The following is a 15243-nucleotide window of genomic DNA, read 5'->3' on the forward strand; positions in this document are numbered from 1 at the left end:
TCGTGTTTACTCGATAGCAAACATGCTTTCTGGCATAGACATAAGGTTGTCTGCACCTGAATGCATTGCTGATACAAGTGAACGGGTACGCGTTAGTAAGCGATCGAAATAGAAACCAGTAGTTAAGATTTTACTCTTATAGAACTCGGTCTCAGTACTACCTGCATCAAGTTGCTCTTGTGCTTTAACGGCCATTTTCAGCCAGAAATAAGCGACTGTCACATAGCCTGAGTACATAAGGTAATCCACCGACGCGGCACCAATCTCATCAGGATTAGACGCTGCTGCTTTACCAATATCCATGGTAAGTTGCTGCCACTCATCTAAATGAGACGTTAATGCATTAGTCCATGCACTGAACTGCGCTTTACCGCGAAGCGATTCGCAATATTCACGCACTTCTTGCACAAATACATTGAGCAATTCGCCATTAGAGCCCATCACTTTACGGCCTAATAAATCGATAGCTTGAATACCTGTAGTCCCTTCGTACATAGTACAAATACGGGTATCACGTGCTAACTGCTCCATGCCCCATTCTTTGATGAAACCATGCCCACCGTACACCTGCATACCGTAGCTAGTGCTTTCTTGCGCTGTTTCTGTCAAGAAGGCTTTAACAATCGGTGTTAAGAACGCAAGCTTAGTATCTGCCAGTGTCTTCTCTTGTGCATCATCACCGTAAAGGGTCACATCAACCAACTGCATGCAGTAAGCAGCTAATGCACGGTTACCTTCTGCAAACGCTTTTTGCGTAAGTAGCATACGACGAACATCAGGATGTACAATAATGGGATCTGCAGGGCCATCTTGGTTCTTACGACCCGTTAAAGAACGAAACTGAATACGATCTTTAGCGTAACGTAATGCACCTTGGAAAGACGCTTCAGAAGCAGCTAAGCCTTCAAGGCCAGTACCGATTCGGGCAGTGTTCATAAAGGTGAACATGCAGTTGAGGCCGCGATTAGGTTGGCCAATCAAGAAGCCTTTCGCACCGTCGAAGTTGATCACACAGGTTGCACTGGCTTTAATACCCATCTTGTGTTCAATACTGCCACACGCAACGCCGTTGCGATCTAGCTTTTCGCCTTCATCAGACACGTTGAACTTAGGTACAACAAATAACGAAATACCTTTTGTCCCTTCTGGCGCGCCAGGCAAACGAGCAAGTACAATGTGAACGATATTTTCAGACATATCGTGCTCACCGGCCGAGATGAAAATCTTCGTACCCGTCAAACTGTAGCTGCCATCGTCTTGTGGTTCTGCGCGGCATTTAAGCATGCCCAAATCTGAGCCACAATGCGCTTCTGTTAAGCACATGGTACCTGTCCATTCACCGCTAATCAGCTTCGGTAAATACTGGTTTTGAAGTGTTTCAGTGCCGTGCGCTTTAATAGTTTCCATGCAGCCTTGGCTTAAGCCAGGATACATAGCCCACGAGTGGTTTGCACCGGAAAACCATTCAGCAATAATAGAAGAAAGTGAATAAGGCAGTGCTTGACCACCAAACTCTTCAGGGTGAGACATACTTGGCCAGCCGCCTTCAACATATTGCTGATAAGCTTCTTTAAAACCAGCCGGCGTAGTGACTTCACCATCTACCCACTTGCATCCTTCTTCATCACCCGACATATTGATGGGTGCTAGGCTGTTTTCAGAAAACTTAGCCGCTTCAGAGAAGATAGCTGATACTAAATCTTCTGATGCTTCATCAAAGCCAAGCTTTTGATAGTGTTCTTGATAGTTTAATAGCTCATGTGTAACAAACATGGCGTCGCGTTGTGGAGCTTTATAACCTTCCATACCAAATACCTATATAACTTCAAATAAACCAGCAGCACCCATACCGCCGCCAATACACATAGTACAAACAACGTATTTCGCACCACGTCGTTTGCCCTCGATTAATGCATGACCCACCATACGTGCGCCACTCATTCCGTAAGGATGACCAATTGAAATTGCGCCACCGTTTACGTTTAATAATTCATCAGGAATACCTAGCTTGTCGCGGCAATAAAGCACTTGCACTGCGAAGGCTTCATTCAATTCCCACAAACCAATATCGTCCATGGTTAAGCCGTGTTGCTTTAACAGCTTAGGAATGGCAAACACTGGGCCGATACCCATTTCATCTGGCTCACAACCTGCTACCGCAATACCACGGTAAATACCTAATGGTTGCGCTTGGCCTTTAGCGGCAGAATGCTCATCCATAATGACAGTAGCACTTGCACCATCAGACAGTTGACTCGCATTACCCGCAGTAATACACCCGCCTTCAATCACAGGGTTCAATGAACGCAAACCTTCAAGCTGTGTATCAGGGCGGTTACCTTCGTCTTTCGACAACGTGACTTCCTGCTCACTGGTCTCGCCGGTTTCTTTATTGAAAATGGCTTTAGTGGCCGTAATTGGCACAATTTCGTCGTCAAACTTACCTGCTTCTTGACCCGCCGCTGTGCGCATTTGGCTTTGATAAGCGTATTCATCTTGCACATCACGGCTAATACCGTAACGCTGTGCCACAACCTCAGCAGTTTGCAGCATAGGCATATAAATATTCTTATGCTTAGCCACTAGTTGTGGGTCAACGGCGCGAGACATGTTCATTGCCTTGGTTTGTACCAAAGAAATTGAGTCTAGACCGCCAGCAACCATAATATTGGTGTCGCCAGTGCGAATACTGTTTGCGGCATTAGCAATAGCATACATACCAGAGCTACATTGTCTGTCTAACGTCATACCTGCAACGGTAACTGGCAAATCGCCAGCTAATGCAGCTAGACGACCGATGTTCATGCCGCCACTGCCTTGCGTTAGGGCAGCGCCCATGATCACATCGTCGATACTGGCAGGATCGACACCGGCACGTTGTACGGCGTTACGAATAGCATGACCACCTAATGTAGGGGCAGGTAAATTGTTAAGTGCACCTTTATAGGCACGGCCAATAGGCGTTCTTGCGGTACTTACTATTACTGCATCGCGCATAGCGTACTCCTTAGTTTTTAAATTTTGCGAAGCTACTGCGCTCTTGCGCTAGCTTGATTAATAGGTCGCTTGGTTGTAACCACATTTTTCCGTAGTCACCCAGTTTCTCAGCGTAGGTAGATAGCTTATCGACGATTTCACCCAGTCCAACTTCGTCTGCATACTGCATAGGGCCGCCACGATAAACTGGGAAGCCATAGCCATAGACATAGATAACATCGATATCGCTAGACTTAGCCGCTATGCCTTCTTCAAGAATACATGCGCCTTCATTAATTAGGGTGTATAGACAACGCACCAAAATTTCTTCATCGCTTATGTCATCGCGCTGCGTAACCCCTAGGCGAGCAGCTTCTTGTTTAGCAATTTCTAGTACTTCAGGGTCTGGAATGGGAACACGGCTGCCAGCTTCATAAAGATAAGCACCCCTGCCCGTTTTAAGACCGTTACGATCTTTCTCAACTAAACGGTCTGCCACAGCACCGTATGTAGGGTCATGTGAAATAAAGGCTTGGCGAGACTGGCGTACGTAGTAACCAATGTCTAATCCTGCCATGTCACCCATAGTGAATGGCCCCATAGGCATACCGAATTGTGTAAGCACGCGATCGACTTGCTCAGGGCTTGCGCCTTCAAGCAATAAACGGTTAGCTTCACGGCCATAAGGTTCAATCATGCGGTTGCCAACAAAACCGAAACATACGCCAACCAATACCGCTACCTTCTTAATGCGCTTGGCTAATTTCATACAGGTTTTGATAACGTCAGCCGACGTATCTTCAGCTTTAACCACTTCAAGCAACTTCATAACGTTAGCTGGCGAGAAGAAGTGAAGACCGATAACATCTTGTGGACGTGAGGTACACGCGGCAATTTCATTCACATCAAGGGTAGACGTGTTAGACGCTAAAATAGCCCCTGGCTTACAGACTTTATCTAAGGTAGTGAAAACGGTTTTCTTCACTTCCATTTTTTCAAATACAGCTTCAATAACAAGATCTACATCAGCTAGGTCGTCATACGTTGTGGTGCCGCTTAACAGCGCCATACGTGTTTCCACTTGCTCTTGGGTTAACTTGCCTTTTTTGGCTGAGTTTTCATAATTTTTACGAATAAGCGCCAAGCCTTTATCTAGCGCTTCTTGCTTAAGCTCTAGCATAGTGACTGGAATACCCGCGTTCGCAAAGTTCATGGCGATACCGCCACCCATGGTGCCAGCACCAATAACCGCGACTTTTTCAATACTGCGCTCTGGCGTGCTCTTGTCGAAATCACTCACGTGACCCGCTGCTCGCTCGGCAAAGAAGAAATGCTGTTGTGCACGGGCTTGTGGGGTGTTCATGCATTCCATGAACAATTTACCTTCGTGCTTAAGGCCATCTTCAAAGGCTAATGTATATGCGCCTTTTACCGCTTCAATGCATTTTAAGGGGGCAAAAAATCCGCGTGCTGCTTTTTTCGTTTGTGCGGTAACGGCATCAAATACGCCCTGCACTTCTTCAGACATAGTCAGGGTAATGTCACAGGTGCGTTTAATACCACTCTCAGTATTCAATGAACCAAGGTACTGCTTGGTGTCTTCAAGCAAATGCTCAGGCTTGTCTGAAATTTTGTCGAATACACCTGGAAGCTTCACTACCGAAGTAGGCTTACCTGTAACAATCATAGTTAGCGCGGTAGCAGGATCGGCTAAACGCGGTAAACGCTGCGTTCCACCCGCGCCTGGCAATATACCTAAGTTGACTTCTGGAAGGCCCACTTGGTTTCCAGCAAAGGTAATTCTGTGATGACACGCTAGCGCGACTTCTAATCCGCCCCCAAACGCAGGCCCTGGCAATACTGCCACCACGGGCTTGGTAGCATTTTCAATTTTATCGAGGACTTCAGGAAGATTTGGCGATAAATCGCCACCGGAGAATTCACTAATATCAGCGCCACCTGAAAATAAGGCGAGAGAAGAAGTGATTACAATAGCACTAACACTGTCGTCGCTTAATGCGCTTTCGATGCCATCTATTAGCCCAACTCGTACTGCGCGAGAAAGTGCGTTTACTGGCGCGCTTTGCATAGTAATAGTTGCTATGCCCTGTTGGACTTTGTAGTCCACTGCCTTGTTTTCCATCTCTGTCATAACGGTATCCTGTTATTCACGTTAACCGGATGTTATTGCAGTGTTGTCAATCATCCAAGTTTATTGGTGTTATAGACATTCATCACAATATTTAATATGGACAGCAACCCCTTTATTTGTGCCCAACTGCCCTTAAGCGCATATTCGATGGGGTATAAGGAAGAATTGACAGATTACCTCGCTAGTGCTTTTGTTAATGAACACACTAATTAGTTACATCTGATTCACATTTGAGGTGGGCAAGTATGCAAGTTTTAAAAACCCCTGAAAGTGCATTCTCTTCTATTACCGACTTTCCCTATGAGCCGAGGTACGTACACGTTACCGATACCGTAAGCGGCGAAATAGTCATGGCCTACTATCAGTGCGGACCCAAAGATGGCCACACTATTCTTCTTCTGCACGGCGAGCCTTCTTGGGCTTACCTGTATCGCACCATGATTCCGATACTAGCCGATGCAGGCTTTAATGTGCTAGTACCTGATCTCATCGGCTTTGGCCGTTCAGATAAACCCACTAGGCGAGAAGATTACACCTATGCCCGCCACCTTATTTGGCTTAAAGACTGGTTTAATCAAACCGTTGAAGGAAAAGTAACCCTCTTCTGCCAAGACTGGGGCGGATTGCTAGGCTTAAGACTGGTAGCCGACATGCCCGACCGCTTTGCTGGCGTCATGGCATCTAATACGTTTTTACCTACCGGTGAGCACAAGCCCCCCGAGGCATTTTTGAACTGGCGTCGCTTCTCGCAAGATGTTCCTGTATTTCCCGTATCAGGTGTGGTTAAGGGGGGAACTGTATCTATGCTTTCTCAAGAAACTTTGGATGCTTACGACGCCCCTTTTCCTTCTGAAGAATATAAAGAAGGGGCCAGACAATTTCCGTTATTAGTGCCCGCCACACCCGACGATCCACAAACTCAAGCAAACCGTGAAGCATGGGTAAGGTTAAAACAATTTAATACACCATTTATGACCGCATTCAGTGACAGCGACCCAGTTACCGCTGGCGGTGACAAGCTAATGCAGTCATTCATACCTGGCTGTCGCGGCGTGCCGCACACCACAGTAGTGAAAGGCGGACACTTCGTGCAAGAAGATAAAGGCCCGGAATTGGCCGATCTTCTTATCACTTTTATTAATTCAACTGGACAAGCTTAAGGAAACCACTATGGATTCATTATTAGATTTTAGCGATAAAGTGATATTGATCACTGGCGCGGGCAGCGGTTTCGGCCGCCTATTAGCAGAAGGCCTAGGTAGCCGAGGTGCCAAACTGGTGTTATCGGATATTAATGAAGAAAACTTGGCGTCATGTCGATCAGACGTGGCGAGCTATACTGATGTGGTAACGAAAGCAGGCGATATTGCCAGTGAAGAATTAAACAAAGCCTTGGTGGCGTTGGCAAAAGAGAAGTTTGGTCGCCTAGATATCGCCATCAACAATGCGGGTATCGCTCATGTACCTGCCCCCATGCATGAAATGACCGAAGAGATAATAGACCTTCAGTTTGCTGTAAACGTAAAAGGCGTGATGTTTGGCATGAAGTACCAACTTCCACAAATGTTATCGCAGAAGCAAGGACATATATTAAACGTTAGTTCCCTTGCTGGATTAGGCGGGGCTCCAAAAGGTGGCGCTTATGCTGCTGCCAAACATGCGGTTGCTGGCGTGACTCGAACTGCTGCTGTTGAATATGGACGTAAGAATGTACGGGTAAATGCAGTGTGCCCTTTTTATAGCCCTACCAATATTTTAAATGTGGATGGTTACAACACCAAAGAGGCGCAAGCCCAACTAGGTATGGGAAGCCCAATGAAACGGTTAGGCGAGCCTCAAGAAATTGTGAATGCCATGATCCTCATGTTGTCCCCCGGTAACAGCTATATGAATGGACAAACTATTGCGGTAGATGGCGGGGTAACAGCATGGTAAGCACTTGGTAGATGCCTGTTGATGGTTTGGGGGGGCATCCAAAAGTATTAGGTCTCATACCTAAGTATGAAGAGTGATGTTTTGTTTTAGTGCGACTTTAGTTGTAATGAAGGGGAACAAACAAAACCTTCGGACGAAGCGACTTATTGGTCGCTTCTGACTTTTTTCCCAACCACAGTATACGTTTAGAGACTATACACTGAGAGCACTTATGAAAATGACACTAAGACACTTCATTACTGTAAGCAGCGTTGTTGTTGGTTTGGGCCTATCTTCGAACGGTTTCGCTAACGAACTATCAACGCAATTCGCAACGTCTTCTTCAGTTCAAACATCTGATTTTCAGCATGTAAACCCTACGCAGAATTCGCCAGTGACGGTTAAAAAAGTACGAAGCCAGTCTTCTTCTTTTGTGCTTAAACGTTTGATTTCTGTTTCAACACAAAAGCCTTCTGCTTCTAACGCTACGCGCCTGCTACATACTGCGTTACCACAAGGCATAGTTGTAGCCCAGTAATTGCCAGTTAATGCTCGTAAGCCCATAATTATTAGCATGCCGGTAAGCAATCGCCGCTCTGCTTCTAACTTGACCAACCTGCTTTTGCCCCCAGATTATTCAAGCCTATTAGCATCTGCTTCTTATAGGCAATAGCTAAATACATTGCTGATATAAACGCCGTTTCTTATCTACACTTATCTGTATTCATCTACATTTGGCCGCCTATGATCAACGTCATAAGTATGCCACAATACGGCTAAAAGTCAGTTAGACATTGGTTGGAGAAACGCATGGACGTTGACCACATTAAAGTATTTATTCCCAGTAAAGATTACGAAGTATCGAAAAGGTTTTACAGACTAATCGGCTTTAAAGGTGAATTTGTTTCCGATGCGTTAACCTTATTTGAAAATGGCGATTGCCAATTTTTTTTACAGAACTTCTACAGTGAAGATTTGGCGAAAAACTTTATGCTGCAGGTTTGTGTACTGGATATTGAAACAGCACATTCATTATGTAAAAAAGCTACCGATAAGCTTAAGATTTCGGATGTTTCTATAGAAACGTGGGGGAAGGTATTTTATCTATGGGGGCCAAGCGGCGAACTATTACATATTACTGAGCTTAGAAAAACTTAGGCAATAAAAAAGCATGGCACCTAGTGGAATAATCACCTTTGGTTAGCCATGCTTTTACGCTTTAACTATTGTGCCTTTTGGGCTGTTCTCTGAAGAGGTTAATTTAAGAGCTTATTTTAAGATGCTCTTTTAAAAGCTACGGCGTAATAACCATTTTACCTTTTACTTCACGGTTCATCACTTTAGCCATGGCTTCAGTGGCACGCTCCATAGGTAAGGCCTCATCTACCACTACTTTCACTTTACCTTGCACATACCAGGTTAAAAGCTCTTGCATGTTAGCAGCAAACCCTTTTGGATCGTGCTGCGTAAACGAACCCCAAAATACGCCTACTACCGCGTAGCCTTTTACTAACGATAAGTTCACAGGAAATTGAGGAATTTCACCGCCTGCAAAGCCAACTACAAGCAATCGCCCTTCCCACGCCATACTGCGGCTACAAGCGTGGAATGTGTCGCCACCAACGCATTCGTAAACCACATCGGCGCCTTTGCCGTCGGTGGCTTCTTTAATAGCATCTTTTAAATTCTTTTCTTTGTAATTAATAAGTATATCTGCGCCATGCTCTTTGGCTAATGCAAGCTTTTCTTCGGTAGAACAAACGGCTATAACCCTTGCCCCCATTTCTTTACCAATTTGCACTGCCGCTAAGCCAGTACCACCAGCCGCCCCCGTGACCACAAGCGTTTCACCCGGTTGAATTTTAGCACGCTGTTTTAGTGCATGATGGGCAGTAGCATGGGCAGTCACTAATGCTGCACCTTCTTTCACATCGATAGGATCCGGTAGTGGCATAACATGCGTAGCAGGTACCAGTACTTTTTCGGCAAAGCCACCTAGATTAGATAATGCAATAACGCGCTGGCCTACACTAATATGCTTTACGCCTTCACCCACTTCGGCTACCACACCAGCCACTTCATTTCCTGGCACAAAGGGGCATGGCGGTTTCATTTGATATAAACCTTGTACAAGTAGCCCATCAGGGAAATTTACACCAGCCGCTTCTACGTTAACGACTACGTGACCAGGCTTAACTACTGGGTCATCAATTTCTTTGCATTTTAAATCGTCTATTGGTCCGAATGCTTCACATACAATCGCTTTCATAGCCACTCCTAATAATTCGTTTCTTTGCCTACCGCTCGCTTATTAATGAGCGCGGTGGTTTAGCTGTTTTGATGAATCGTTTTATTCGCAATTTGTGCCAGAGGGCGCACCATAGCACCTAACTGCATTGCCTTGTCGCTTGATGCGTTTCCATCATGTGCACGCTTTACTACCCCTTGCAGGATGGCTGCTAAACGGAAAAAACTAAACGCGAGGTAAAACGTCCAGTTGTCTATTTTGTCGATACCCCGTCGCTTGCAATATGCATCTACATATTCTTCTTCACTAGGAATTCCTAACGCGTCTCGGTCTAATCCACCCAAACCGGAAGCGTGGGCAATGTCACTCGGTAAACGCAGCTGCATGCATTGATAGGCCAAATCGGCATACGGGTGCCCTAAGGTAGACAGCTCCCAATCAAGCACCGCAATGACTTTAGGTGCATCAAGATTAGACATATCAAACATCATATTATCTAACCTAAAATCGCCATGAACCAAGGCTATTTGCCCATCATCTTCAGGCAAATTTTCTTCTAAATAAGTAATAAGCTGCTCAATATCTTCAACATGCTCAAGCTCAGAAGCACGGTATTGCTGAGTCCACCGGCTTAACTGGCGAGAAAAGTAACTTCCTGGCTTGCCGTAACTTGTTAACCCAGCGGCTTCAATATCAACACTGTGCATCACTGCCAGCACGCGGTTCATTTCATCGTACATAGCGCCCCGAGTTTTCGGGCTCTCTACTTCCGGTAAAGCGCTGTTCCAATAAATGGTGCCTTCAACGTAGGCCATAATGTAAAACATACTGCCAATGATGTCGGCATCTTCACACAAGTGATAAACCTTAGGCACAGGTACTTCTGTATTACTTAGCGCATTGATAACGCGATACTCGCGGTCAACTGCATGGGCAGACTTAAGCAGTTTCCCCGGCGGTTGGCGACGCAGCACGTAAACGCCAGAATCAGCATTTAGTTTAAACGTAGGGTTAGATTGCCCACCTGAGAATTTCTCTGCCGACAACACCGTGCCTATTTCTGGGCACGCCTTATTTAGGTAGTGATTTAGCGTTTCTATATCTAGCGTGTGCGTAGCCACAGATACTCCTTAAGCGTTCTTTTCGGCAATCAGATTGCGACCTAGTTGCATCATATGCACTTGGTCAGGCCCATCGGCTAGACGAATGGTTCTGGCATACGCGTACATGGCTGACAAGGCGTAGTCTTGACTTGTACCGGCAGCGCCATGCATTTGAATAGCTTCGTCAATAACCTTACAGGCCATTTTGGGTGCAACAATTTTAATAGCAGCAATAATATCTCGAGAGACCTTATTGCCGTATCTGTCCATTTTATCGGCAGCCTTCAGCGTTAGTAAGCGCGCTTGCTCAATATCACAATGCATTTGTGCAATACTTTCTCGCACAGACTGCTGTTTGCTAAGTGGCTTACCAAACGCTACTCGCTGTTCTACTCGCTCGCAGGCTAAATCTAAGGCGCGCTGGGCACAGCCAATTAAACGCATGCAATGATGAATACGGCCAGGGCCTAAGCGACCTTGCGCTATTTCAAAACCGCGACCTTCACCGAGTAATAAGTTACTTACTGAAACACGTACGTTATCGAACAAAACTTCAGCATGCCCTACAGGTTCATCAAAATAACCCATTGCGGCCATTGGGCGCACAATGGTGACCCCTTTCGTATCCATTGGCACTAAAATTTGTGACTGTTGCTGATGACGAGCAGCTTCAAAATCGGTTTTACCCATGACCACCATGATTTTGCAATTTTCGTTCATAGCACCACTGGTGTACCATTTGCGCCCGTTGATGACGTATTCATCGCCATCTCGGGTAATTGAGGTTTCAATGTTAGTCGCATCACTTGAAGCAACTGCTGGCTCGGTCATGGCAAAGGCAGAACGAATTTCGCCATTAAGCAGTGGCTCTAACCATTGCTTTTTCTGCTCTTCATTTCCGTATTTCGCCAATACTTCCATGTTGCCTGTATCAGGCGCGCTGCAATTGAAAATTTCTGAGCTAAACAGCACCCGTCCCATCTCTTCACACAAAGGGGCATATTCAGCATTTGATAATCCAGCGCCATAAGGCTTGTATTCCTCAGGTAGGAAAAGGTTCCACAGGCCCGCGTCTTTAGCGCGTTGCTTGAGGGTTTGCATCATATCGGGGGTTTGCCAACGATTTTCACCATTTTCTACCGCGTGAACATATTCCTTTTCAATTGGATACACTTCTTCTTGCATGAAGGCTCTTAATTGCTTTAAAAGCGTTTGTGTTCTTTCATTATATTCAAAGTTCATAACTGTCCTTATCCGCTAATAGCGCTGGTTAGCTGTATGTCACAGCGTGCAATCTATCCACAACATCTAAATGTGGTACGCTGTTGAAATTGTTCAAATGCACGCCACGAGTATTCGCGAAGCACTGAGAAAAACTCGCATTTCTGATCTGCAAGTTCATGTTAATAACCGTTGAAGCGTCGTATCCGAGTATGTGTTTTAACATCATGGCAATTGCACCACCTGAACTCACTACTAAGACTCGCTTAGCTTCTGTGGTTTGAAGCGCGCCCAGCATAGTAGCAACCCTATCTTCGAAGCCTGCCCAACTCTCATCCAATAAGTTATGGTCGAGTTCATCAGCTGCCCATGCCAGCATGGCTTTTTTAAGCAACCGGTAATATTCTGCCCGAGACGCACCTTCTGGCACTTTTTGATCTGGATATCGGGTTAAAAACGCTGTTGCCACAGCCTGAAAATTAAATTCGTTCAGTTCGCTGTTGATGTTCGCTTCAGGTAAAGAACCTATTCCTTTGGCAATACCTTCGGCGGTTTCTCTGTGGCGCACCATGTCACCCATAAAAACGCTATCGAAAGTAATATCACGCTGCTTGAAATAGTGCCCGAGCCACTGTGACTGCTGCGCGCCTAAATCGCTGAGCTTGTCGTAGTTTGCTGCGCCAAAAGATGCTTGTCCGTGGCGTACTAGATAGATGTCAGTCATACTACTCTCTGATGTTATCATTATGTTAACCATGGTAAGAAAAGTAGCACCATAAGTTTAATTGATATTTTGAATGGGAATACATCATGTTAGGCTATGGGGAGTAAAGGCGACTGCACACGCCCCAATGACGTTGAAGCTGTTGGTTTTGGGTTTATTTCTACCATCGTTGCAGCGGCTTAAAATTACTGCAACACTAAGTTGTTACGTTATTTTTTGCACAATGATGCAAAGCGTAAAATTACTGCTAAGGTTCTAGCTGTAGTCAAACGACGCTATTCGTTTGAAATGGGTTAGATGTCAGGTAAAATAAAAAATGAAAAAATTGCTGCCCAAGCACACTCTCGTCGCACTAGGTGTCTCATTAGGTATTGCGGCGAGTTGCACACCTTCACTTGCTTACAGCCAAGATAGCGCCTTAGAGCATATCACCGTTCAGGCACAAAAAACGTCACAAAATTTACAGGAAGTCCCTGTTGCCGTGACCGCCCTTTCCGGCGACGATTTAATTGAAACCGTGGTGAAAGACGTCTTTGATTTGCAAAACTATGTGCCTGCATTTGGTGCGTTTCAAAATCAAAGCGTGACTAATTCAGGGTTTTCCATCCGCGGTATTGGCACATCATCACAAAATTTCGGCTTCGAATCTTCTGTGGGCTTATATGTGGACGGGGTTTATCGTTCACGGCAAAATGCCCTTATCAACGATTTAGTTGATATTGCTGCTATCGAAGTACTGCGCGGCCCCCAAGGCACCCTATTTGGTAAAAATACTGCAGCAGGTGCAATGACGCTTACCTCTGTGGCGCCAAGTCATACTGATACTGACGGATTTGTAGAAGTATTGGCGGGTAATGATTCATTATTAAGGGTAAGCGCTGGTGCTTCGTTCTCGTTGGTTGATGATATATTAGCCATGCGTATTTCAGGCTTTAAAACCGATGGTGATGGCTATATTACCGATGCCACTTCTGGGCAAAGTTTAAATAACAAAAACCGCTCAGCCATAAAGGCTCAGTGGCTTTATACGCCAACAAAAAGCGTGAGCGTTCGCATTATCGCCGATTACGGTGAATTAAATGAGCGTTGTTGCGGTGCACTTACTTGGCAAAATAATTTTCAGGCAAATGACATTCCTGGTAAGTTTGGCACCGATGCGTTGTTATCTCAGCCCACCTTTAACGCCACCATTTACAGTAATGACGATTTCTTCGATTTCACCACGTCGTTGTCCCAACCCCCTATTTCAAAAATGGAAGATAAAGGCGTTTCGGGGCAAATTGAGGTAGCCCTTAATGAGCAATGGTCTTTGGTAGGTATTACGGCTTATCGCGCCTTTGACAGCATAGACATTGTAGATACTGATTTTTCAGATGCGGATCTGTTAACTGCCACTAACGACGCAAAACAACAGTCTTTCTCTCAAGAATTAAGACTGCATTATAAAAGCGATAAAATTCGTGGCCTTGTGGGAGCCTATTACTTTAGTCAAAATTTAGATCTAACCTTTAACACCACGACACAGTCGGCTTTCGATAGCTTTTTTAGCATTGCAGGGGCTGAATTACTTCCTTTAGCAAATGCGATTGATGGACTCAGTGCGTCCACAGGCGGGCTAATTGCCCCTTCTGGGGTGGCAGCACCCAGCAATACCGTATTTGAGCACACGGCAAATCAAGAACAAGACAGTATTGCCCTTTTTGCCCAAACTGACTGGCTACTTACAGATACGCTTACGTTGACCACCGGCCTGCGTTTTACCGACGAAAAGAAGTCGATAGAAGGTCGGTACACTGAACAAGGCCCAGATATTGATGGCTTACCCGACAATAGACCTAACATAGGTGCCGCGATAACAGCGTTAAATGAAATAGGCGTAGCGCTAAGTACAGGTACTGCAATTAGTCCAACTTCACTAAGTGCCCTAGCGCCTTTTCAGCAAGCTGGATGGGGGTATTTTTTCTTAGGTTCATCCGCAGTGCTCCCCCGACCTGACCTAAACGAAGCAATAGATGATAGCCAGTTAACGGGCACGTTAAAGCTTGCCTATCAGGCCGGTAAAAACCAACTAATGTATACCAGTTTGGCCACAGGCTATAAGGCAGGCGGTACTAATACCGATCGTATTTCACCATCGTTAGATGCCACTTTTGAAGCCGAAAAAGCGCGTAGTGCAGAAATAGGATTAAAACAGGATTGGCCTAACTATGGTGTGCGGGTAAATGTAGCGGCGCATTATTCAACCATTAAAGACTTTCAAGCCACTACTTTCACGGGTACGGGATTTAACTTGCAAAACGCAGGCGACATTCATGTGAAAGGGTTGGAGCTTGAAACCACTTGGTTAATGAGTGCAAACACCGAGCTTCAGATCAATGCTTCACGAACGTTAGCCAATTTTGATACCTTCAAACAAGGCACATGTTGGGTAGCCTATTCATGGCATACGGGCATTGACGATCCGGGCCGAGCGTCACCTACCGACCCGTATTGTGCACGAGACGGTGACAGGGTGGGCTTTGAGCCTCAAAACAGCTTTTCGGTTATGCTAAACCATCATTTTTTAGTGGCAAGTTACGACGCCACAATAAGCGCAGATTATCAGTATACAGGGGATGTATATTTGGATGATTCCAACGACCCCTATAAACAGTCTGGTTCATACGAGATTATTAATGCACGACTTGCACTTCATCTTGATGAATGGGACAGCGAACTTATTGTATGGGCTAGAAACCTTTTAGATCAAGAGTATATCGCCAGAAGCGGTTTCGATGTGCCAGTGCAAGAAGGAAAAATTATGGCCTACGCAGGCGCACCTCGATCCTATGGTGTATCGGTAAGAAAGCGTTTTTAACTATTGCGTTTTTTTAAAACAAAAGCGATGTAACCTTAAATAAAAAGC

Annotated in this window: 12 protein-coding genes; 5 read left to right on the forward strand and 7 right to left on the reverse strand. The window is 45.4% G+C overall.

All coding sequences use genetic code 11. From position 1 onward, the window contains the following. Positions 1-6: 6 nt before the first annotated feature. From J5X92_RS05125 to J5X92_RS05135, 3 genes are read right to left on the reverse strand one after another with little or no spacing between them, the layout of a single operon-like run. A complete protein-coding gene (locus tag J5X92_RS05125) occupies positions 7-1806 on the reverse strand; it encodes an acyl-CoA dehydrogenase C-terminal domain-containing protein (RefSeq protein WP_208804870.1) in 1800 nt (599 codons plus the stop codon). A gap of 9 nt (positions 1807-1815) precedes the next feature. Next, positions 1816-2997: an acetyl-CoA C-acyltransferase gene (locus J5X92_RS05130; protein WP_208804872.1), complete on the reverse strand. Its 1182-nt coding sequence runs from the start codon at positions 2995-2997 to the stop codon at positions 1816-1818. Between the two features lie 10 nt (positions 2998-3007). Further along, entirely contained in the window at positions 3008-5128 is a 2121-nt protein-coding gene (locus J5X92_RS05135) for a 3-hydroxyacyl-CoA dehydrogenase NAD-binding domain-containing protein (RefSeq protein ID WP_208804874.1), read from the reverse strand. Between the two features lie 245 nt (positions 5129-5373). Between J5X92_RS05135 and J5X92_RS05140 the strand changes: the two genes are divergently transcribed. The 4 genes from J5X92_RS05140 to J5X92_RS05155 all read left to right on the forward strand — a co-directional run bounded on the left by J5X92_RS05140 (position 5374) and on the right by J5X92_RS05155 (position 8200). Then, the gene (locus J5X92_RS05140; RefSeq protein WP_159529837.1) at positions 5374-6288 is read left to right on the forward strand and encodes a haloalkane dehalogenase; all 915 of its coding nucleotides are present in this window, start codon (positions 5374-5376) and stop codon (positions 6286-6288) included. 10 nt (positions 6289-6298) lie between these two features. Beyond that, entirely contained in the window at positions 6299-7063 is a 765-nt protein-coding gene (locus tag J5X92_RS05145) for a glucose 1-dehydrogenase (RefSeq protein ID WP_208804876.1), read from the forward strand. Positions 7064-7274: 211 nt separating this feature from the next. Beyond that, complete coding sequence (locus J5X92_RS05150; RefSeq protein ID WP_208804878.1) at positions 7275-7580, forward strand: hypothetical protein; 306 nt, start codon at positions 7275-7277, stop codon at positions 7578-7580. 272 nt (positions 7581-7852) lie between these two features. Continuing rightward, the gene (locus J5X92_RS05155; RefSeq protein ID WP_208804880.1) at positions 7853-8200 is read left to right on the forward strand and encodes a lactoylglutathione lyase; all 348 of its coding nucleotides are present in this window, start codon (positions 7853-7855) and stop codon (positions 8198-8200) included. A 136-nt stretch (positions 8201-8336) separates the two neighbouring features. On the opposite strand, the gene J5X92_RS05160 is transcribed toward J5X92_RS05155, so the two are convergent. From J5X92_RS05160 to J5X92_RS05175, 4 genes are read right to left on the reverse strand one after another with little or no spacing between them, the layout of a single operon-like run. Continuing rightward, the gene (locus J5X92_RS05160; protein ID WP_208804882.1) at positions 8337-9311 is read right to left on the reverse strand and encodes an NADPH:quinone oxidoreductase family protein; all 975 of its coding nucleotides are present in this window, start codon (positions 9309-9311) and stop codon (positions 8337-8339) included. 59 nt (positions 9312-9370) lie between these two features. After that, a complete protein-coding gene (locus tag J5X92_RS05165; protein WP_232363224.1) occupies positions 9371-10390 on the reverse strand; it encodes a phosphotransferase family protein in 1020 nt (339 codons plus the stop codon). 30 nt (positions 10391-10420) lie between these two features. Then, on the reverse strand, positions 10421-11635 hold the full coding sequence (locus J5X92_RS05170; protein WP_208804884.1) for an acyl-CoA dehydrogenase family protein: 1215 nt from the start codon (positions 11633-11635) through the stop codon (positions 10421-10423). Between the two features lie 28 nt (positions 11636-11663). Next, positions 11664-12338, reverse strand: a complete 675-nt coding sequence (locus J5X92_RS05175) for a histidine phosphatase family protein (RefSeq protein WP_208804886.1) — start codon at positions 12336-12338, stop codon at positions 11664-11666. 316 nt (positions 12339-12654) lie between these two features. Between J5X92_RS05175 and J5X92_RS05180 the strand changes: the two genes are divergently transcribed. Next, a complete protein-coding gene (locus tag J5X92_RS05180; protein WP_208804888.1) occupies positions 12655-15195 on the forward strand; it encodes a TonB-dependent receptor in 2541 nt (846 codons plus the stop codon). Positions 15196-15243 lie beyond the last annotated feature (48 nt).

Origin of the sequence: Alteromonas sp. K632G, assembly GCF_017653625.1 — a bacterium.
Lineage (GTDB): Bacteria > Pseudomonadota > Gammaproteobacteria > Enterobacterales > Alteromonadaceae > Alteromonas > Alteromonas naphthalenivorans.